Origin of the sequence: Clostridium putrefaciens (genome assembly GCF_900461105.1) — a bacterium.
Taxonomy (GTDB): domain Bacteria; phylum Bacillota; class Clostridia; order Clostridiales; family Clostridiaceae; genus Clostridium_L; species Clostridium_L putrefaciens.
Genome location: NZ_UFWZ01000001.1, coordinates 2701382 through 2721920, shown reverse-complemented (window position 1 = coordinate 2721920; position 20539 = coordinate 2701382). Strand labels below are relative to the sequence as shown.

Annotated in this window: 23 protein-coding genes and 1 pseudogene; 21 read left to right on the top strand and 3 right to left on the bottom strand. The window is 28.9% G+C overall.

What is annotated here, in order from left to right; genetic code table 11:
- Positions 1 to 136 precede the first annotated feature (136 nt).
- From glmM to DY168_RS12330, 19 genes and pseudogenes are all read left to right on the top strand, one after another.
- Complete coding sequence (gene glmM / locus DY168_RS12415; protein ID WP_115642028.1) at positions 137 to 1483, top strand: phosphoglucosamine mutase; 1347 nt, start codon at positions 137 to 139, stop codon at positions 1481 to 1483.
- Between the two features lie 491 nt (positions 1484 to 1974).
- Positions 1975 to 2640, top strand: a complete 666-nt coding sequence (locus DY168_RS12410) for a class I SAM-dependent methyltransferase (protein ID WP_172556357.1) — start codon at positions 1975 to 1977, stop codon at positions 2638 to 2640.
- A gap of 117 nt (positions 2641 to 2757) precedes the next feature.
- Positions 2758 to 3468: an HAD family hydrolase gene (locus tag DY168_RS12405; RefSeq protein WP_172556356.1), complete on the top strand. Its 711-nt coding sequence runs from the start codon at positions 2758 to 2760 to the stop codon at positions 3466 to 3468.
- A gap of 176 nt (positions 3469 to 3644) precedes the next feature.
- On the top strand, positions 3645 to 4298 hold the full coding sequence (locus DY168_RS12400; RefSeq protein ID WP_115642025.1) for a hypothetical protein: 654 nt from the start codon (positions 3645 to 3647) through the stop codon (positions 4296 to 4298).
- Positions 4299 to 4401: 103 nt separating this feature from the next.
- A complete protein-coding gene (locus DY168_RS12395) occupies positions 4402 to 4653 on the top strand; it encodes a hypothetical protein (protein ID WP_115642024.1) in 252 nt (83 codons plus the stop codon).
- 231 nt (positions 4654 to 4884) lie between these two features.
- A complete protein-coding gene (locus DY168_RS12390) occupies positions 4885 to 5958 on the top strand; it encodes a S66 family peptidase (RefSeq protein ID WP_115642023.1) in 1074 nt (357 codons plus the stop codon).
- A 218-nt stretch (positions 5959 to 6176) separates the two neighbouring features.
- The gene (locus DY168_RS12385; RefSeq protein WP_115642022.1) at positions 6177 to 6626 is read left to right on the top strand and encodes a GNAT family N-acetyltransferase; all 450 of its coding nucleotides are present in this window, start codon (positions 6177 to 6179) and stop codon (positions 6624 to 6626) included.
- A gap of 196 nt (positions 6627 to 6822) precedes the next feature.
- A complete protein-coding gene (locus DY168_RS12380) occupies positions 6823 to 7581 on the top strand; it encodes an aminoglycoside adenylyltransferase domain-containing protein (RefSeq protein WP_115642021.1) in 759 nt (252 codons plus the stop codon).
- A 276-nt stretch (positions 7582 to 7857) separates the two neighbouring features.
- Positions 7858 to 7971 carry a helix-turn-helix domain-containing protein gene (locus DY168_RS15200; protein ID WP_341458792.1) on the top strand — a complete coding sequence of 38 codons (114 nt, stop codon included), beginning with the start codon at positions 7858 to 7860 and terminating at the stop codon, positions 7969 to 7971.
- A 114-nt stretch (positions 7972 to 8085) separates the two neighbouring features.
- Positions 8086 to 8964, top strand: coding sequence for a tetratricopeptide repeat protein (locus DY168_RS12375; RefSeq protein ID WP_341458791.1), 879 nt, complete (start codon positions 8086 to 8088; stop codon positions 8962 to 8964).
- A gap of 245 nt (positions 8965 to 9209) precedes the next feature.
- Positions 9210 to 9686 carry an ASCH domain-containing protein gene (locus tag DY168_RS12370; protein WP_115642020.1) on the top strand — a complete coding sequence of 159 codons (477 nt, stop codon included), beginning with the start codon at positions 9210 to 9212 and terminating at the stop codon, positions 9684 to 9686.
- 127 nt (positions 9687 to 9813) lie between these two features.
- Positions 9814 to 10614 (top strand): class I SAM-dependent methyltransferase, encoded by an 801-nt coding sequence (locus tag DY168_RS12365; RefSeq protein WP_115642019.1) that lies wholly within the window; start codon positions 9814 to 9816, stop codon positions 10612 to 10614.
- 15 nt (positions 10615 to 10629) lie between these two features.
- Positions 10630 to 10947, top strand: coding sequence for a VOC family protein (locus DY168_RS12360; RefSeq protein ID WP_115642018.1), 318 nt, complete (start codon positions 10630 to 10632; stop codon positions 10945 to 10947).
- A gap of 106 nt (positions 10948 to 11053) precedes the next feature.
- Entirely contained in the window at positions 11054 to 11497 is a 444-nt protein-coding gene (locus DY168_RS12355) for a hypothetical protein (RefSeq protein WP_115642017.1), read from the top strand.
- Positions 11498 to 11607: 110 nt separating this feature from the next.
- Positions 11608 to 11808 (top strand): GNAT family N-acetyltransferase, encoded by a 201-nt coding sequence (locus tag DY168_RS12350; protein WP_341458812.1) that lies wholly within the window; start codon positions 11608 to 11610, stop codon positions 11806 to 11808.
- A 52-nt stretch (positions 11809 to 11860) separates the two neighbouring features.
- A complete protein-coding gene (locus DY168_RS12345; protein WP_115642015.1) occupies positions 11861 to 12364 on the top strand; it encodes an LURP-one-related/scramblase family protein in 504 nt (167 codons plus the stop codon).
- 114 nt (positions 12365 to 12478) lie between these two features.
- Positions 12479 to 13291, top strand: coding sequence for a lysozyme inhibitor LprI family protein (locus DY168_RS12340; protein ID WP_115642014.1), 813 nt, complete (start codon positions 12479 to 12481; stop codon positions 13289 to 13291).
- 15 nt (positions 13292 to 13306) lie between these two features.
- Positions 13307 to 13558 (top strand): annotated as a pseudogene (locus tag DY168_RS12335) (class I SAM-dependent methyltransferase); the annotation flags it as partial.
- A gap of 273 nt (positions 13559 to 13831) precedes the next feature.
- On the top strand, positions 13832 to 14035 hold the full coding sequence (locus DY168_RS12330; RefSeq protein WP_115642013.1) for a helix-turn-helix transcriptional regulator: 204 nt from the start codon (positions 13832 to 13834) through the stop codon (positions 14033 to 14035).
- 221 nt (positions 14036 to 14256) lie between these two features.
- On the opposite strand, the gene DY168_RS12325 is transcribed toward DY168_RS12330, so the two are convergent.
- Positions 14257 to 15690, bottom strand: a complete 1434-nt coding sequence (locus DY168_RS12325; protein ID WP_115642012.1) for a DDE-type integrase/transposase/recombinase — start codon at positions 15688 to 15690, stop codon at positions 14257 to 14259.
- 178 nt (positions 15691 to 15868) lie between these two features.
- Between DY168_RS12325 and DY168_RS12320 the strand changes: the two genes are divergently transcribed.
- A complete protein-coding gene (locus DY168_RS12320) occupies positions 15869 to 16345 on the top strand; it encodes a DUF6773 family protein (protein WP_115642011.1) in 477 nt (158 codons plus the stop codon).
- Positions 16346 to 16460: 115 nt separating this feature from the next.
- The gene (locus tag DY168_RS12315) at positions 16461 to 17492 is read left to right on the top strand and encodes a hypothetical protein (RefSeq protein ID WP_115642010.1); all 1032 of its coding nucleotides are present in this window, start codon (positions 16461 to 16463) and stop codon (positions 17490 to 17492) included.
- A 106-nt stretch (positions 17493 to 17598) separates the two neighbouring features.
- On the opposite strand, the gene DY168_RS12310 is transcribed toward DY168_RS12315, so the two are convergent.
- Positions 17599 to 18240 carry an ABC transporter ATP-binding protein gene (locus DY168_RS12310; protein ID WP_115642009.1) on the bottom strand — a complete coding sequence of 214 codons (642 nt, stop codon included), beginning with the start codon at positions 18238 to 18240 and terminating at the stop codon, positions 17599 to 17601.
- A gap of 3 nt (positions 18241 to 18243) precedes the next feature.
- Complete coding sequence (locus tag DY168_RS12305) at positions 18244 to 20424, bottom strand: DUF1430 domain-containing protein (protein ID WP_115642008.1); 2181 nt, start codon at positions 20422 to 20424, stop codon at positions 18244 to 18246.
- Between the last annotated feature and the right edge of the window lie 115 nt (positions 20425 to 20539).

Here is a 20539-nt window from a genome sequence, read left to right as displayed (position 1 = left end):
GGCTGTATCATAAAAGATATGGCTTTTAATTTTACATAAATATACAGGTAACAATTTAAAGATTGTTTAAATATCTACCCTATTATATAATAAGAGTGTTAATTAAAAAAATTAAGGATTAAAGTGAGGTAAACCTATGAGTAGAATATTTGGAACCGATGGAGTAAGAGGCATAGCTAATAAAGAGCTTACCGCTGAAATAGCATATAATTTAGGTAGAGCAGGAGCATATGTACTTACGGAAGGAACTCATAAACCAAAGATATTAGTAGGAAAAGACACTAGAATATCTGGGGATATGTTAGAAGCTGCACTTGTTGCTGGGATACTATCAGTAGGAGCAGAGGCAGTTTGTTTAGGGGTAGTACCAACACCAGCTATAGCATATTTAACAAGAGAATATGGGGCAGATGCAGGAGTCATGATATCCGCATCGCATAATCCAGTACAAGATAATGGAATAAAGTTTTTCGATAATAAAGGATATAAGTTATCAGATGAATTAGAAGATAGCATACAAAGCACCATTGAAAGTAACTTTGATGGAGTTCCAGTACCTATAGGAGCAGATCTTGGGAAAAGGGTAATAGAAGAAGCAGGACTAGAAGAATATGTAGAGTTTGCAAAATCAACAATAGATGTAGACTTAAAGGGAATGAAGATAGCCTTAGATTGTGCTAACGGAGCATCATTCAAAGCAGCAGTAGATACATTTAGATCCCTTGGAGCAGAAGTTGTAGTTATAAACAATGATCCAGATGGTATAAATATAAACAAAAACTGTGGATCAACTCATCCAGAAGAATTAATGGAATATGTAGTGAAAAAAGGCTGTGACCTAGGTCTTGCCTTTGATGGAGATGCAGATAGATGCCTTGCGGTAGATGAAAATGGAAAGCTTATAAATGGAGATTTTATTATAGCCATCTGCGCAAAAAGTTTTAAAGCACAAAAGAGACTAAAAGGTGATACTGCAGTAGTTACTGTAATGAGTAACTTAGGACTTGAAATCGCACTTGAAAAAGAGAATATAAAGACAATAAAAACTAAAGTCGGAGATAGATACGTACTAGAAGAGATGGTAAAGGAAGGATATAAACTAGGCGGGGAACAGTCAGGCCATGTTATATTTTTAGATTACAACACTACAGGAGATGGAATAGTTACAGGACTTCAACTAGCAGCTGTAGTTAAAAAGAGCAAAAAGACTCTCTCAGAACTAGCATCTATGATGAAGGAATTACCACAGGTACTAGTGAATGCTAGAATACCAAATAGTAAAAAGAATATTCATGAAATAGATGAAGAAATAATAAAAGAAATAAAAGAAATAGAAAAATCCCTTCATGGTTGTGGACGAGTTCTTATAAGACCATCAGGAACAGAAGCATTAGTAAGAGTAATGCTCGAAGGAGAAAACCAAGAAGAACTAGATAAAATGGCACATAGCCTAGCAAAATTAATAGAAAAAAAAGCAAACTAAGGTATCTTAAAAAACAATTTAAAAGATTTAAATAAAATTAAGCTAAACAAGATTTAACTTAATAAATGGGGGACAGTTCACAAGTGTAAAGCACTTGTGAACTGTCCCCCATTATTTTTGGGCTTTAAGAAGATGCTTTAATTCAATTAAGCTTATACATTATATTGAATATGATGTTATAATATAACATATAAGAAGTATAATTTAAGACATGTAGAAGAACTGTGAATCTGTGCTTTATTTAGGAGGTAGTTAAGTGGCAAAAGGTAGTAAGAGAGATAAAAATATAGCACCTAGCTTAATTTGGCTATGCTTAGGATGTATTGCGTATTTAATATATAGGAATTGGATTTTTTTAGTGATGTGTGTGATGTTAAGTGGAATTTTATATGTTAGAAATAATTAATATATCAAATGCATGTTACTTGTATGGTAAGCTGAGCTTAATGTTTGGGTTAAAAATGGTTTTGTTAGAAAGGTAGAAGATGTTAATGAACGATTATAATAGTACAAAAGTATTCTGGAATAATGTATTTCAAAAGATAACCCCAAGTAAATATGAAAACGCTGATTTAGGACAAGAAGATTTGAATGAAGCCTCAAAATGGTTGAGTAATGGAACAGATAGTCTTATAGATTATGGCTGTGGTAGTGGAGCACTTTTGTTTGATTGTGCTCTTAAGGGAACGAAACATCATATAGGAATTGATATTTCAACAGAGGCAATAATACTTGCAAAAAAAAGAGCAAAACTTTCTGAAAGGGGAAACTTTGAGTTTATTGAAGGCAGCTTTGAATGTTTAAATCAAATAGAAGAAAATACTATGGATGGTGCTATATTATCAAATATAGTTGATAATATGATTCCCAAAGATTCAGAGTTAGTGTTACGTAATATTCATAGAATAGTTCATCCAGGTGGTAAAATTTTATTTAAGGTAAATCCTGTATTGACTGAAGAACAGATTAAAAAGTTTAATATCAAAGACTTGGGAAATGATTCATTGCTTGAAACAACAGGATTATATTTGTGGAATTTAGAAACAGAAAAATGGTGTAGTATCTTGGAACAATATTTTGAGATATATTTTAAAAAAGATATATATTATAAACAACATGAACAACATAATAGGTTATTTTTGTTGATAAATAAATAGATATAATTGAATATAATTATTGTTTAATATAAGGCTAAGTTAAATTGTAATGGTAGAGTTAAGCGAAACTAAACTTATTAAAATAAATTTATGAATTTTAATTTGTGGAGGGGTTTTATGGCAAAAGTTAGAGTAATTGTCTTTGATTTATTTGAGACGTTGCTTCATGATATTAAATTTGATTTTAATTCGGGTTTGTTTTATCTACATGAAAATGTTTTATCAAAAGATACTGATAAAGTTGAATTTCTAGATTATGCAGCTACATATTGGAAAGAACTTTATGATAAAAGAAGCGAGGATAATTCAGGACTGGCATTTGAAGATGAACTTTTAGATTTTAAAAATAAATATGGCTTTAAAGTGAATTGTCCACTAGAAGAAATTTTATTTAATTGTGCACTTGAAATAAATACTACTGAATTGTTTAATGATACTATATCTACATTAGAGCAACTTAAGTTATTAGGAATTCCAGTTTATTTATTAAGTAATTCCATATTTAAAAAGAATGAAATGAAAAAAATCATTAACCAATATGATTTGGAAAAATACTTTGTTAATATACATTTCAGTGCGGATTATAAAGTGCGGAAGCCACATAAAGATTTATTTAAAATTGTATTTGATGATATTAAAAGGTATGATACTAGCATCGAAATGGAACAAGTTTACTTTATTGGAGATAACTTTGAAGCTGATGTTCTAGGGGCTAAAAATTTTGGATTTACCCCAGTTTTTATAAACCGTAAACATGATACTGATATTAATAACAAAAACTTTATTGAGATTAAAACGCTAGATGAATTATTAGAAGTCATTAGATAAATTCCAATTTGTAGTTGAGTTAATTCACATTTATTCTTAAATTATGAAGAATATTTAATTCAGAGGGAATAGTTTAATAAAAGAAGATAAGGTTATAGATATAATTCTAATGTAGTGTAGTTCGAATTGTAGGATATTATGCAACAAGTAATTTATGTTAGGAAGTGTAAACATTTATGCCAAATTTAAAAGAAAAATTAATTGAATCAATAATACATTCTATTATCATAATGATAATATCATTGTTTATAACATACATAATTATTATGAATTCATATAATATATTTTGGATGTCTTTCTTTTCTTTTATTGGATTAATATTTTTAATAATTTATATTAGAAAGCCATATAAAAAAGAATATTTAGTCATTAATAGTTGGTTATGTATGATATTCATAATTTTTATTGGAAGTCTAATTGGAAAGTTTATTCCATTATCAACTTTAATTGTACTCAGTATTGGAATACCAATAGTCGATATTATCAGCTTTACAAAAGCTGGTTCAAAAACCGCAAATGCTAAGGTTATGGCGAATAAAAATTCAATGGCAAAATTAATAGTATATGGCAAGTCATTTAAAAATAATAATCCAATACCGACAAAAGGGTTAGGAGATTTTTTATTTTATACAATACTACTTTCAGGTATATATAAATTAAGTAGTGATTTTAATTTTATATTATATGGGGCAGGTCTAATATTTTTAGGATGTACAATAAATTGGATTATAGTTTGTTTTATATATAATAAGAAATGGTATAAGGGGTTTCCAGCTACATTTATCCCTCTTATTTCAGTATTACCATTATTCTTGAAGCTTATGAAATAAATATTTAAGACGCATTTTTCATATATTGCATCATAACAGTAGATATATGAAAGATAAATATTATTTAAAGTTTATCAAAAATGATAAAATGGGAGGAAATAAATTGAAAAAAGAGTTTATGAAAAAAGTAATCACACTGATTATTATTATAGGATGCATTTTGTTAATTTTGGGCTTATTAAGCTTATTTGATCTAGTTAATATGGAGGCAATGCCACCTATATTGCTAGCAGCAGGTCTTTTTAATATATCAAATGCATATTACGTGTATGGTAAGAATAAAAAGTCAGCTACTTTCTTAACTTTATCTGGATTACTTTCAATCTTTGTTTCTATATTTATAACACTTTTTTAGAAGATGTATAAGTATAATTTTTAGTAAGTGTAGTTCGCGTTGTAAGACATGATGAAGCTAACTTATAGTGTAAATATATCGGAAAGTAACTGATAACTTGGATGGAAAATACTTATTTGATGAAGTAGTTTTAAATTATGTCATAAAACATGAAGAATAAAGTTAAGTCACCTTAGTAAAAAAGGTTGAAGCAAGTTTATTTATATAATTGGTGTATGGGGAGTGATATTTATGAAAAAGTCAAAACCATTAGTAAAAGGAGATAAAATTGCAGTTATAAGTATGTCGAGTGGTATGCTTGGTGAGGATTTTGCAAAACATGAATTAGATTTGGGACTAAAGAGAATAAAAGAGTTTGGGTTAGTACCTGTTGTAATGCCAAGCGCATTAAGAGGAATAGAGTATTTAAAAAATCATCCAGAATCCAGAGCACAGGATTTAAAAGATGCTTTTTATGATACATCCATAAAAGGAATTATCTGTGCAATTGGAGGAGATGATACATATAGAACATTACCATATTTATTAGATGATAATGATTTTATTAAGGCTGTTCATAATAATCCTAAATTATTTACAGGCTTTTCAGATACGACAATTAATCATTTGATGTTTTATAAGCTTGGAATAGGTACTTTTTATGGGCCTAATTTCCTTTGCGATTTAGCTGAATTAGATAAAGAGATGTTGCCATATACAAGAAAGACATTTTTGAAGTATTTTGAAAGTCATAAAGAAGATTGCATAGAATCAAGTAATGTATGGTATGAGGAACGTACAGATTTTTCTAAGGATGCAGTAGGAACAAGCAGAGTAGAACACTTGGAAGAAAGAGGATATGAAGTTCTACAAGGAAAAGGGAAATTTAATGGAAGACTTTTGGGTGGTTGTCTTGAAAGTTTATATGATATATTAACCAATACACGATATGACGATGAAAAAGCTATATGTGAGAAGTATGGGTTGTTTCCAACATTAAATGAATGGAAAAATAAAATATTGTTTATTGAAACTTGTGAAGAAAAACCAAAACCAGAAATATTTGAAAAGGAATTAATTGCTTTAAAAGATACAGGTATATTTGATGTCATCAACGGAATTATTGTTGGAAAGCCTCAAGATGAACAATATTACGAGGAATATAAAGAAATTTATTATAAGATTATAGAAAATAAAGATTTACCAATTATGTATAATGTGAATTTTGGTCATGCACAGCCAAGATGTATCATTCCATATGGAATTGAGGCAGAGGTTGATTTAGATATAAAGGTTATTACGTTAAAGGAATCTATATTTGCATGATTTCATTATATGATCATAATTTGAAGTTGCTTTAAATCGCCATATTCTTTTATTTATTAATGTTAATAATCCTGGGTAAGAAGGTTTTTACAATTCCATGGGATGGACTCTTATTTCGGACATAAAATACTTATATAAGAAGTTTTAGTTTGGAATACAACTTTATTAGATTAAGTATTTGATAATATATATAATCTTTATAGGAGAGGAAATAAAAAATGAAACTAATAGATATTAATAAAGATAATTGGTTAAAGGTGGTTTCTCTAACTACTAATAAAGGGGATATGCCTACACTATGTGAAGAATTTGTTGCATCTAATGTATTATCTATTGTACAAGCTCAATATGAAAATAGCTGGACAAAAAAAGCTATAGAAGATGATGGGGAAATAATTGGATTTACTATGTATGGTTTTGATGAAGAAGAAAGTTATTTTGAATTATGTAGGATTATGATTGATAAAAGGTTTCAAGGAAGGGGATATGGAAGCAAAGCCATGAATTTAGTAATAGATGAAATGAAAAAGTTAGATGGTTGCAAAGAAATATATTTATCCACTGATCCACAAAATGAAATAGGTAAACATATATATGAAAAACTAGGATTTATAAATACAGGAAAAATCATAGATGATGAGGAGCTATTTTGCTTAAAGTTTTATTGAAGAATTACTTAAGATGATTACCGAGATAGGGCATGGAATTGATTCAAAATGTATTGAAATAGGGAAGTTTATATCTTTATACTGATTATGAACTTACATAAGGAGTTCATAATCAGTATAAATTAAAAATAAGGTTAAGTCACCTTAGTTATATATGGTGAGCTAAAGATTATTTATATTTTATGAGGATGATACAATGGAAAGTCAAGAGTTATTAGATAAATTGGTTGAGTATAGTTGTCGTATTTTTGAGAACAATTTGGTTGGAATATATCTACATGGGTCTATGGCCATGGGATGTTTTAATGCGATGAAAAGTGATATAGATATTTTGGTTGTAGTAGAAAATGTAATTACAGACCTACAAAAGAAAATATTTATGGATATTATTGTTGCTTTGAATGATAATGCACCAGCCAAAGGAATAGAAATGAGTTTAGTTAGGAGTGAGTATTGTAAAAATTTCGTCTATCCAACACCGTTTGATTTACATTTTTCAACTATGCGCCTAAACTGGTATAAGAGCGATTATAAGGACTATATTGAAAAAATGAATGGTACAGACCATGATTTAGCAGCCCACTTCGTCATTACTAAGAATCGGGGCATAGTTCTATATGGAAAAGCAATTAGTGATGTTTTTGGAGAGATACCAGCAGAAACATATTTTGATAGTATTAAGAGTGATATTAGCGATTCACAAGATGAAGTAATAGATAATCCTATTTATATTATTTTGAATCTTTGCAGAGTTTTGGCGTATGAAAAAGACAAACTTGTACTTTCTAAAAAGGAAGGTGGAGAATGGGGGATAAAAAATATTGATGGGATATATCAAGGATTAATAAAAGAAGCCCTTGCATGTTATTCTTCAGACCAAGATATGATACTGAATCATTCACTTGCATTAGAATACTGTAAATATATGAAAAACAAGATAGGATTAAGAGAATAATTATGAAGATAATCTAATTCACAATCTTCTTATGTTGCATCACATAGTTAAAAATAGCACAGTAAAAAATATTTATGCTTTACTTATTGTGAAAGGACAAACATTGTAAAGATTATTTATAGTCGTAAAAAATATTTTAGAATGAAGTTAAGGTTAAACTTAACTGTAGGTTAAGTCTAACTTAGCATTACCAACTACGCATCCATTGGTAATAAGGGTAAATCAAGATATACTTAATGTGTAAGATCTTATACTAATAATTATGGAGTGATTAAGTTGGAAAAATTAAAAATAGGTGAAGTTATATATAATTTAAGAAAGGAAAAAGGAGTAACACAAGAAGAATTAGCAGATTTCATAGGAATTTCTGCAGCTGCTGTTTCAAAGTAGGAAAGTGGAATTTCATATCCAGATATAACTTTATTGACAGGACTTGCTACATTTTTTAATGTAACAATTGATAAGCTGTTAAATTTTAAAATTGAATTGTCGGATGAAGAAGTTATGAAGATTTATAGTGAGTGTGAAGCACTTTTTAGTAATAAGTATAATTTAGAAAAAGCTATTGAAGTAAGTGAAAATAATGTATTGACCCACTCAAATAGTTATCTTTTGAATCTTAGAATAGGATTTTTATTTTTTGCCTATTCATGGCGAGCTGGGGATGAGATGAATGGTAATGACATGCTTAGTTATGCTACTAAACTTTTTGAAGACGTGTCTGTAAATTGCACTAAAATAGAATTAGTAGAAGTAGCATTGTTTCAATTAGGAGCTATTTATGCAGAATTAAATGAGTACGACAAGGCTATAGAGGCTTTGAATAGAATTCATAAAAGTCAGTGTGAGCCGAATGATATACTTTCAAGTATATATATAAAACAAGAAAATTATAAGGAAGCAAGAAGGTTGCTACAAGGTAAATTATACAAGTGCATCCATGAGATATCAATGGCTTGTATGGGATTAACTACGTCTTATGAAAAACATGAGAAGGATTATGGGATGGCAGAAAAATATCAAAAATTAGCTCTTGATGCTAAAAAAATCATATCAAAAGATGAAGATGCAAGTTTGATATTAATGTCAGAATATCTTAGATTAGTAGAAGTTTATCTTAAATCAAGTAAATACAATAAAGTATTAGAAACATTGAAATTAATGATGGATAATATTAGGACAAATGATATTAATGATTTTGGAAAAAACATAAATAATATCTGGTGTTTTAATGAAGTAACAGTTGCAAAGAGAACACTAACCTTGAACTTATATGAAAACATTTCTAAAATATTTGAGGAACCAATTTATGATGTTATAAGAGAAAACAAAGAGTTTATTAGTATATTAAATGAGTTAAAAAGGTTAGAAACTAGTGAATAAAAGAGAGTATATAAGTATTATTCAATCAACAAGACAATGGTTTTGTGCTGAAAACAAATTGTTTGTTAATTTTCTATTAGAGGAATTTTATAATGCAAGATATTAATTTAATAAATGGATATAAGATTAAATATCTTTCCAAAGAGAACAATAATATCGTTGAGAAATTATGTGAGAAGTGTTCAGATTATTATATATTGCACGGTGCAATATTACCATTATAAAACTTCAGGAGGGTAACAGTAATGGGAAATAAAAGCTATTCACAAGAAGAAATTGATACATTTTGGAAAACCTTTTTAATGGAAACCAAAAGACATGAAACAACAAAGTACTTAGAGGCATTTCATTTTGAATTAACAGAAAGATTGGCAAATGAATTATTGCGATTGGTTTTAATTGGGCAAAAGAAGGCTACAGCAAGTAGTTTATGGGGGTATGAAATTGAAGGTGAGCGTATACCTAAGATTGGTGATTTAAGTATTATCACTGATTGGGAAGGGGTACCACGATGTGTTATTGAAACAATTGAGGTAGCAATTATCCCGTTTTCAGATATTACTTATGATATTTGTAAGCGTGAGGGAGAGGATGATACATTGGAATCTTGGCGTTTAGGACATATTCATTTTTTTAAGGAAGAAGGAAATGAACTTGGATATGAATTTATAGATGATATGCCAGTGGTTTTTGAAGATTTTAAAGTAGTATATCAAGTATAGATTTTATAGGAAAAATAAATCTAAATTGTATAATTTCTGAAGAACCTTCTATTAAGTGAGCAAAGCCTAATATAAAACTAAGTTAAATTGTAAAATTAAATCATTTATATTATGGGAGGTAAACGAAATGTCTACTATGGATAAAATAGAAAATGTAAAACAGCAATATTCTAATGATAAAAATTTGTCTGTAAGAACTAAATTGCATTTAAAACACAGCACAAATAAGCAAGGATTTGTGCCTTGGTTATTTGATAAATACGAGTTTCCTGAGAACTGTCGCATATTAGAACTTGGTTGTGGAAATGGTGGGCAATGGCAAGATCAGATTGAAAATCTACCTAAATGTTGTAGTTTAACCCTATCAGATTTTTCTAAAGGTATGGTAGATATAGTTAGAACAAATTATTCCAAATGTAACAATATTTCATTTCAACAAATCGATATACAAAATATTACTTTTCCAGATGAAACCTTTGATATTATTATTGCTAATCATATGCTATACCATATTCCTGACTTGTCAAAAGCATTATCCGAAGTAAAACGCGTGCTTAAGACTGACGGAAAATTCTATTCAACTACTAATGGGAATGGTGGGATGCGACCTTTTTTACATAATGCCTTAAAGCATTTTAATCACGATGGGGATACAAAAGCATTCACACAGGAACTTTCTTTTAATCTACAAAATGGATATAAAATACTAAATGGCTATTTTTCAGCAGTGAAAAGGATGGACTTTGAAGATTCATTATCAATTACAGAAACACAAGATTTAGTTGATTGGATAAAACCTACTATATCCATAGCAAGTTATTCAGAAAAAGAGCTTGATGGATTATTTGATTATTTTGAAGATATAAGAAAAGAAGATGGTGCAATCAACATTGAAAAAGAATGCGGCTTATTTATCTCAATTAAATAGTTAGTATTAATAAAAATGATCTTCAGGCGGTGCTTAAAAAATGACCTTGGTAATTATGTTGAATTTGAAAACCATGTAGTAAGATTTGCTATTTCTATGAGAGATGTTATGTATGTGTATAGTGGTGAATATAGGAAGGAGTCATTTGGACAGGGCTTTGAACTTGCTTTTTCATGTGGAAATCCTAAAGATGTTGATGAATCATTTAAGAAGTTAATCTCTAAAGGAGCAATTTCTATTCATGAACCACAAGATATGCCTTGGAATCAAAGAACAGCACTATTTGCAGACCCAGATGGAAATATACATGAAATTTTTGCAGAAATTAAATAATGCGTAGTTTTCATAAATTATGAAGATGATTTAAAAGAATCAGATAAAATTAGCCTACTTGAAATTAAACCCTATATTTTAAGTAATTTTAAAGGGAGGATATGTAATGAATTTAAAATATAAAAAGTTTATTTATACTTTAGTTGGGGGTATTATCATCCTTTCATGTAGTTATAATTTTTACCAACATAATAAGATAAATGCTTATAAAAAACAATTAACTAATATAGTGAGAAATAATGTCCAAGAATTTGCTAGTACTTTGGCTAATACAAATGATGAGGTTCTTTATGCTAGGAAATATGCAAGTATTGTTACTGCACAGCAAGCGTATATTGTTTTAAGTGACAAGAATGGTTTTACTTCAGATGAATGGTCTTCTAGTCTACCTGGGTTACTTCTTGAAATAAAACAGGTTATGATTAACGATAAATATAAGTTTAAAGAAGTATTTAAAGAATCAGGGGTGTCAGAATTAATGTTCAAGATATCAGATAACTTTGAAGATGGGGAGTCTATAAATAAGGTTTATAAATTATTAAGTGATTAAATATCAAATATTTATTAAGGTAAATAGATTAATTTAAGTGACGCTCTAAATCTTTGATTTAGATAGTGAAACTTACTCCTACGTAGAGTAGTGAAGTAGGAGTTTCTTTTATAACGCTTGATGCCATGTACGTAAAAGATAAAAACAGAGGACCTGGAATAGGAACAGCATTTATAGAAGAATTTAAAAGGTGGTGCAAATCAGTTAATGCAAAATATATTGATTTAACTGTTTTAGTTGATAATTGCTCAGCTATTGAATTATATAGAAAACAATGGGTTATAGCTTTGGAAAGTTATGCATTTAAGTAAACTAATATGGGGCTATTTATATTGTAATTAAAATATTAGGAGGTAAACTTATGTGAATATTTATTATATTAAGCAAAAACTTTCATTTAAGGATAAGTATATGATATATGATATTAATGAAAAACCGGTACTACAAGTTACTGGTTCTTCATCAACTGTAACTTTTGAAAGAATATTTGGAAGTCTATTTTCTATAGGACATATATTACAAGTAAATAATTTAGAAGGTGAAAAGCAATTTATAATCAAGCGAAAACCAGGATTTCTATGGAAAAGATATGATATCATAATCGAAGGGGATACTATTTCAGTAAATCAAAATAAAAATTTATTTGTACCTAAAATGTACATAAATGCTAGGTGCAGTAATTATTTAATTAAAGGCGATATTTTGGCTAAAAATTTTTCTATTACTAAAGATGGTGTTGAAATAGCTCAGATTTCAAAAAAGACTTTATCATTACAAGATATTTATGAAATTTGTGTATACGAAGACCATGAAGACAAACTAGCTATTGCAATACTTATTGCTATGGATAATTGTTATCATAATTAGGTAGAAGTTTTAAGTTGTATTAAATATTTAAAGGAGAATTTAGTTAAAGTGAGGTTTCTGAGTTTGATGTAAAGAATATACAAAATGACGTAGAGATATGGGGGGGACTTACATATGAAGAAGAAAGTAGTAATATCGATCCTGTTCATGGTTTTTTCATTAGGATTATTGGGATGTACTAATAGCCTTTCTAAAGAAGCCATAAACCAAGGTAAACAAGCATTGGAAAACAAAGAATATGATAAGGCATTGGCTTCATTGGACATAGCCTTAGATAAGGATTCCAAAAATCAAGAAGCTTCTACTATGAAAAGTATTATAAATGATTACTTAGCATCTAAAGAATATTTGAAGCAAGCTAAAGTGGAAGAAGCAGAAAAGGCACTTAAAGGAATTAACTCTCAGTATAGTGAATACTCAATAAAAGATGATATTAACAATCTAAAAGTCCAGATAGATGAAGAAATAAAAAATAAGATCATTGCTGAACAAAAGGTTGTAGAGGATGATAAAAACAAAGCTGTTACTGAACAAAAAACTACAGAAAAAGAAAAAGTGGATGTACATAAAAATAAAAGAGAGCTATATATAAATAAATTAAATAATATTGAATCTGGATCCACAGATTTAGAAGAGAAATATTTAAGAACAACAGCGGAAATGAAGGAAGCTGAAGGAAAGCGATATGAAAGGTGGGATAAAGCTTTAAACGAAATTTATACTGAATTGAAATTACAGATGTCACCTAGTGATATGAAACAGTTAACAGAAAAGCAGATTAAGTGGATATCCTATAGAGACAATGAAGCTAAAAAGTATTCTTTAGAATTTGAAGGTGGAACAATGGAATCATTAACTTACGTCTCCTCATTAGGACAAATAACAAAAGATAGATGTTATGAATTAGTTGAGAATTATATGAGGTAATCATTTCACCATTATCCTAATCCATTAAAAGCTTTAGATGAGGTTTATAGGGTGTTAAAGCCACAGGGTAAATTTATCCTGTGTGACGCATGGATATTTACTCCAATCAGACAAATTATGAACGTTTTTATTAAGTTTAGCGATGATGGTGATGTGAGAATATATTCAGAATCTGAAATCACAAAAATGTTTATTGAAAGCAATTTTAAGAATATTAATTGGAATAAGGCAACAAAATACACGTATATCTGTATTGGTGAAAAATAACTATAAAAAGACAAACTATAAGTTAGACAAAAGTGCATACTGTTATCTGACAGAATGTGTTCATGGGAGTTTAGTTTCGTTATTAGAAAAGTGATAGTGAAAATTTGTTAGAAAGTACGATTCATTAAAAAGAGTGATTACGATAAGGTTATTGAAATTATAAAAGCAAATTTACCTAAGCAAGCACAGGTATAAAATTTTAGAAACAAATGCAAGGTATAATTGACATTAAGTCTTATATATCATATTACATTTTATATAAGGAGGGCTTATATGAAAAATAAACGTATGAAGATAGCTCGAATTGAATGCGATATGAACCAAGAAGATTTAGCAAGGGCAGTGGGGGTTACTAGACAAACAATTGGTATGATTGAATCTGGAAATTATAATCCAACTCTTAACCTTTGTATATCTATATGCAAAGCACTTGGCAAAACATTAAATGAATTATTGATAGTGTTAACTAATCTATGAAAAAACAGATTAAAAGTTTTAAGATTTAAATTACACTTTGAAAAGTGAAAATGTGCTCTAAAAGAATGAAGTGTTACTTTTTCTTTCACCAGAACCTTTAAATTTACTCTCGAAAATTAAAAAACAGCAACAAGAATACACCTTTTCAGACTGTTTCTTTTTAACAAAACCGCTGATAGGTGAAAAAATTCATTGGATCAATAGATAAATCATAGATTTGTCTATACAACCTGATTTTTTAGTATAAGTTGTTGTGAGAGTTCAATTAACTTTTGCCATTTTCCTGGCATGGTAGAAATTCTTTCAAGCTCAGGGATGGGGTTTAATGGTTCAAAGTAAGCGTAAGAGTGCGGTCGAAGAAAGTTGTAATATGCTACAAATAAGGCCAAGTGCGTGTTGGAACCTTCCTCACTACCAAAGCCGTTTGTAACCCTATAAGAGAATTTAAATGTTCTGTTAAGTCGTTCAATTATTTGTTTAACCCAGCGATATTCAGTTGAAATAGAATCGTTATTAGTGAGTCCAATTACTTGAGTTACATCGAAGTCAAAGCCATTAAGATTGAACTGTTGCTGCGCAAGCTTGTATGCCGTATAACCATCAGCAATAAATTTAAGGGACTTACCAGGAAATTCTTTAAACTTATCAAAAGCCATACGCATAGTTAAAATGCAAGGTCCAGTATCGCGGGTAAATGAGGCTTGGTATCCTAAAATTGATTTTTTAATGGCATCCATAACGAGCCAGATATATTGAGTCTTTCCTTTGACTTTAGTATAAGTTTCATCAGCAGCAAGATAATTAGTAGGTTTATAGTCATAATTATCGACATAGGGTTTAACTAAAGCGGCAGCGGTGATGGCATATCTACTAACCATGACATGAGATATTTTAACACCGTGAATTTCCCAAAGCGCACGTGCGGTATGGCGTGTAGATAGTCCTAAATTAACGTTGTATGTTAGGCAAAGTCCCATTACATGAGAAGAAAAGTTTCTGAATTTGAGGCTAGTGGCACCTTTAGGCATAGAAGATAAATCAACGTTAAAATAATTAGTAGTAAACTCGCGGTAAATATAATGGAGCTTGAATTTGTGCTTATCGTTCTTGTATTCTTCTAGATCTTTCAATGAAAGTTTTGCAAGGGAGTTTAGGTAGAAATCACATTTTTTATTAACACATTTATGGACATAAAAGTTCTTGCGGTCTTTCTTTTTGCTTAGAGCATGTCCGCAGTAAGGACAAATGAAGAGTGCGGTCTTGAAGTCAACTTTGTTTTTACTAAAATGCAAATCACAAACCTTGCAGCAAAGCTGCCCGCGTCCACCTGCGTTATCGTAGATGTAGTTGTGCGGAGCACCAAAGCGAGGGCAGACAGTATCAGGTGTTACTGGGTTCTTTCCACGAGGATTTACTGGCTTTTTATCTTTACCATTAGCAAGTTTGTATTCATTTAAAAGTTGATTGTAATCAAGATGTTCAAAGGTCTTAATAATCGGTAATTTATCTACAGTAAGTTTCTTGTATTTAGGGCTTGTCATATCATATTTAGGAGCCTTTAAAGGTATGTTTTTCGCAATGAAAATAAGTAATTGATTTATTTGTGAAAGTAATAGTTGATTATATGTAACTAATATTGATATAATTGTACTCACAATGACACCTTCCTTTTTGGAGATTTTTGTTGGGGTAGATTACAACAATTATATCAGAAAAGAGGGGGTCATTGCTTTTTTACGTTTAAAATAGCACAAACCCTTGCAATAGCAAGGATTGAAATAAATAAAACAAAGGTAGTGTTAACACTATCGAATTATTTTGGGAGGAATAAGTATGAAAAATAATAATATACAAGATGAGAGGGTAACTGCACAAAAACGAAAAATAACAAGTGAAGCTTTTTTACTGGTTATGATATTTCTTATTGGGTCAATACTTGTAAAACAGTTTGTATATGATGCTTCATTTTCAGAATATGCTATAGAATTCATTGCCTTTTTTGGAGCGTCACTTTACCTTACAATTAGGAATATTTTTGTTGGTAATAATCTCTTTCCCGATGATAATCAGGAGAAGAAGAAAAGTATAATTGTAAATAGCCTTGTAACTGGAATCACCATTACAGCGGTAACGGCATTTTTGCATTTTAAGGAGTTAGGAAATAGCGATGGGATTATTATCACCTTAGTTAGTGCTTTTGTTATTTCCACTCTGGTATCATTTGTTCTTTATTTTTGTTTAAACATTCTAAACAAACGTCGAATTGCAAAGCTTGAGAATAGGTTTGATGATGAAATAAAAAAGGTATAAAAATATTATTCTGCAACTGGGAAAATTTCATGGTACTTAGGCGAAGGACATATAGATAGTGATGTATATTTTGATGGCACTTATTATAATTATTAAATAAGTCTATGGAGGAAATATGAAAAAGAATCAATATATATATGTATTAATTATAATAGTAATAATATCTTTTATAGTATATAAATATAAATTTAAATATAAGGAGGTCATTTTAAAAGAAAATAAAAATAATACAATATCACTGATGTATACGAATAAAGATAATATTGCTACCTATGGGGTATATAATATAGAAAAAGATGAATTTATAAAAAAGTATTGTCGTAAAAATGAAACCTTTTCTGATTTTATAATTGATGAAAAGCACAATATTTTATATTATACTGATTTGATTGATAATAAGTATAATATATATAAAGTTAATTTAACTAATAAAAAGGATAGTTCAGGAATATTATTAGATAGTAAATGTACTGGCGATATATTTGATTTGTATAATGATACAATAATCTTCAGAACAATCAATAGTGATAATTCAAATTATTCATTAGGAAGGTACAATTTGGTAACAAAAGAAATAGATATTTTAAATAAAGATTATACTGATTCGTATCTGTATAAATTTTATTATAATAAATTTAATAATAAGATTTATACACTAGAGCGTTCTATAAGTGAGATGGGGTCTAAAAGATTTCCTGATATTCCAACACATAAAATTATTGAATATGAAATGAATACAAAAGTTGAAAAGGAAGCTTATTCTACAAATAAATTCATTAATAATATATCTATTAATAACACATCAGATAAGATCTTATTTGATGCTACAGAAATAACTGATGACAAGACAAGTAATAATATTTATTTAATAGATTTGAAAAGTAATGATGAAAAGGTCGTATTGATATCTAGTTATGATATTAATGATTCTAAGTTTACTCTAATTAAAAATCCGGAATTTTCAATGTATGAAAAGGGCTTTTTTTTCTTAGGAGTAACACCAGCATCAAATCAGGTTGAGCAACGTGATGGTAGTAATGCAATAATGTCAAATGCATTATATTATTATGAATTTGTAACTGAAGAAACACATAAACTTTTTGAAGTTGATGATGCTGTTATTAATATATTTAAACTTAACTATTAAAATAATAATGCTACCAAATTTAAGAAAGGCAATGGCAATTGCCTTTCTTAAATTTGGTAGTACTTACCGTGAAGTCATCCACATCCACATCTATAACTATTGGTAGTTAAGGGGTGAGGTGTATAATCTTATTACACTGACTAGCAACATATTTATCATGAGTTACTAGTATTAGAGTTTTACCCTCTTTATTTAGTGTTTTTAGTAGAGTTAGTACTACATCTCTATTTTTTTCATCTAGTGATCCTGTGGGTTCATCTGCTAATATTATTTTACTTGGCTTTAGCATTATTCTTGCAATAGCTACTCTTTGTTGCTCTCCACCACTTAATTCATATATTTTACGTTTCTCATAACCTTCAAGTCCTACATGTTTTAGTGATTCACTGATACTAAATTCTTTTTCAGGTCTATTTGCCTTTACATATTTACAGGCTAGTTTCAAATTGTATTCTACGGTTTCTTCGTCCACAAGTGCAAAGTTTTGAAAAAGATAACTTATTTTTTCTCTTAATATTTTATTAGCTACTCCGCTATTTGGCGAGGGACTCGTCTTGCCATCTATAATAATCTCTCCACTATCAAATTCTTCAAGTAGACCTATAATATTTAATAATGTACTTTTTCCACAGCCACTGTCACCTGTTAATGCTATGAAATCGCCACCTTCTACTTTTAATGAAAAGTCTTTAAATATGGTTTTATCACCATAGCTTTTAGTAATATTATTTAATTCAATTAATGACATAACTTACCCTCCTTTTGTAATTCTAAGGATATTTCTTTTTTCAGTTAATCTAATAAATACTAAGGAAATGATAAGTTCTGCAGTGAAGAAAATAAGTGTTATCCATAAAACTTCATAAGATCTCATTATTAATGAAGAAATAGTTAATATTATAAGAAAGCTTATAAGTTCTATTAGAAACCACCCCTTATATTTATCAATTGTCTTATAGCCATTAAACCTTTGTACAGCTAGTCTAACCTTGTGTTGTTCAAAGTAGTTATATATGTTTTGCACTGTGATTATCATAATAATTGATATTAATATTGTGATAATTACAGTTAAAAATCTAATTTCTCTTTTTATTTCTAAAATCTCTTCTTTAACATTATCGTAAACACTAGATATTGGAAAACTGTATATGCTCATATCATAGTAATCCTTTACCTTATCTAGGATGCTTGCCGCTGGATTAGATATATCATCAACTTTAAATTTAAAAGGGCTACCGTTATATCCAAGTAATTTATAATAATCAATTAAGCTTCCGTTTGATTCGGTTATAACCACAGCTACAGGGTCTGTAATACAATTTCCACTTCCCGGATTTATATCTAGCCTATAAGAAAAAAAGTTTTGTCCCTCACTAGTCCATATTATTTTAATATTAGGATCCACCTCTTCTTGTGCTACATTTGAATCATCACCATCCTCCTTGTCTGCATGAGACTTACCCTTGTTACTTCTGTTAGATTCATAATATTTTCTTATGCCATCTTCAATTGACTTATAGTTTTTGGGTACTAATAATATTAATTCAGTTTCAGTTTCATCAATACTGACTATCTGACCATTTTCGTCATAAATAGTATGTTTATTTAAATAATTTGGATTTATATTTATTGATAGCGGTCCTTCATTCATATCACTATGTTTTAAATTAAGTTCATACACATCTGGAGCATAACTCTGGAAATTTGCATATATAGCACCTTTTTTGTTAAAATACAAGAATAGTTCTTTCTCCTTTTGCATTTGCTCTACAGAATAATCATCATTAATAGTTTTGCCCTTTGTTATTAATCCTGTAACTATGGCATATTCCTTTGTATCCTCCCAAGTTTCATAGGAACTCGAATATCTAGATTGAACAATTTTATAGCTTTTATATACACTTACAGATAATAATACTAAAGATATAGATAATAAAATCTTTATAAAGATATTGAAACACACTATAGACTTTACTGGGCGCTTATTTTTTAACATGTTTGATATAGAAATTCTCTTTACATATAAGAAGGGGATAGACACAAATATAAAAGTGAATATAATCATTAAAATATAAACTTTAAGTAGATTAATTATAAATGCTATAAATAAACTATTATATACTTTAAAATTAACAAAAATAAGAATAAAGGTTGTAATGCACATAACAATAAATTCTATGCTGATTATAGATAATATACCCTTAAGCCATATATCTTTCTTGCTATACCCAAGCATTTTTTCAATGCCTATTTTTTTATAGGAATTTAATAGATGATAAACTATCAACATTATTAAAACAAAAAAACAAATCACCACCATGATCTTAAATACAGGCGCTGAAGTCATTTCCCCTGAATTACCTAATAATATTTGAATATATAGGTCTTCTCCCTCTAAATCCTTTACAAATTTACTGAAATCTGATGGGTCTTTTAGTTGAATAATAAGATTTTTATTGAAAAAGCTATCATCTAAATTATTTTTAATTGTTCTAATCTCAAAGTTATTATTTCCTACAAAATCCTCTATTTGTCCTATTTGATTGCTATCACCAAGATTTTCAGTAGACAAAAATTTATCTGATTCATTTTCAAAGACATCTAAAAATCGACCATCACTTAATCTAATGTCTTTAAATAAATCAGCGTTACTTATATATATATATTTTGTATGAATAGATTTTCCCGGCTTTGTTGAGGTTTCACTGTAATATAGATTTCCATTATACATATTTAAGTATAGTTTTAATATTTTATAAATATCTTCTGCACTTCTCCCTGAATTAGAAATAACAATCTTATTACTTTTATTTGTTTCTCCTATATTTATCATTTCAGAATATCTGTTATGTTTTTCTGCGTAAAATAAAGAGTTAAATGTGAATATAGTTATGAAAAGGAAAATAAAACCTAAAGGAATCTTCTTTTTCATTTTTACATCTCCCTATGTATGTTAATAGATTTAATTAATGCTTAAGAGTGAAATTTTGTAATTTGTGTAAGAAATCTAAATCTTAAATTACAGGGCTTTTTTAGTCGAGAGATGT

Excerpts from the sequence above, each read along its gene's own strand:
- DY168_RS12320 (WP_115642011.1), top strand. The coding sequence starts at position 15,869 with ATGAAAAATAATAATATACAAGATGAGAGGGTAACTGCACAAAAACGA.
- DY168_RS12360 (WP_115642018.1), top strand. The coding sequence starts at position 10,630 with ATGATCTTCAGGCGGTGCTTAAAAAATGACCTTGGTAATTATGTTGAA.
- DY168_RS12385 (WP_115642022.1), top strand. The coding sequence starts at position 6,177 with ATGAAACTAATAGATATTAATAAAGATAATTGGTTAAAGGTGGTTTCT.
- DY168_RS12405 (WP_172556356.1), top strand. The coding sequence starts at position 2,758 with ATGGCAAAAGTTAGAGTAATTGTCTTTGATTTATTTGAGACGTTGCTT.
- DY168_RS12315 (WP_115642010.1), top strand. The coding sequence starts at position 16,461 with ATGAAAAAGAATCAATATATATATGTATTAATTATAATAGTAATAATA.
- DY168_RS12340 (WP_115642014.1), top strand. The coding sequence starts at position 12,479 with ATGAAGAAGAAAGTAGTAATATCGATCCTGTTCATGGTTTTTTCATTA.
- glmM (WP_115642028.1), top strand. The coding sequence starts at position 137 with ATGAGTAGAATATTTGGAACCGATGGAGTAAGAGGCATAGCTAATAAA.
- DY168_RS12370 (WP_115642020.1), top strand. The coding sequence starts at position 9,210 with ATGGGAAATAAAAGCTATTCACAAGAAGAAATTGATACATTTTGGAAA.
- DY168_RS12365 (WP_115642019.1), top strand. The coding sequence starts at position 9,814 with ATGTCTACTATGGATAAAATAGAAAATGTAAAACAGCAATATTCTAAT.
- DY168_RS12355 (WP_115642017.1), top strand. The coding sequence starts at position 11,054 with ATGAATTTAAAATATAAAAAGTTTATTTATACTTTAGTTGGGGGTATT.
- DY168_RS12400 (WP_115642025.1), top strand. The coding sequence starts at position 3,645 with ATGCCAAATTTAAAAGAAAAATTAATTGAATCAATAATACATTCTATT.
- DY168_RS12310 (WP_115642009.1), bottom strand. The coding sequence starts at position 18,240 with ATGTCATTAATTGAATTAAATAATATTACTAAAAGCTATGGTGATAAA.
- DY168_RS12390 (WP_115642023.1), top strand. The coding sequence starts at position 4,885 with ATGAAAAAGTCAAAACCATTAGTAAAAGGAGATAAAATTGCAGTTATA.
- DY168_RS12375 (WP_341458791.1), top strand. The coding sequence starts at position 8,086 with ATGAAGATTTATAGTGAGTGTGAAGCACTTTTTAGTAATAAGTATAAT.
- DY168_RS12305 (WP_115642008.1), bottom strand. The coding sequence starts at position 20,424 with ATGAAAAAGAAGATTCCTTTAGGTTTTATTTTCCTTTTCATAACTATA.
- DY168_RS12410 (WP_172556357.1), top strand. The coding sequence starts at position 1,975 with ATGAACGATTATAATAGTACAAAAGTATTCTGGAATAATGTATTTCAA.
- DY168_RS12380 (WP_115642021.1), top strand. The coding sequence starts at position 6,823 with ATGGAAAGTCAAGAGTTATTAGATAAATTGGTTGAGTATAGTTGTCGT.
- DY168_RS12330 (WP_115642013.1), top strand. The coding sequence starts at position 13,832 with ATGAAAAATAAACGTATGAAGATAGCTCGAATTGAATGCGATATGAAC.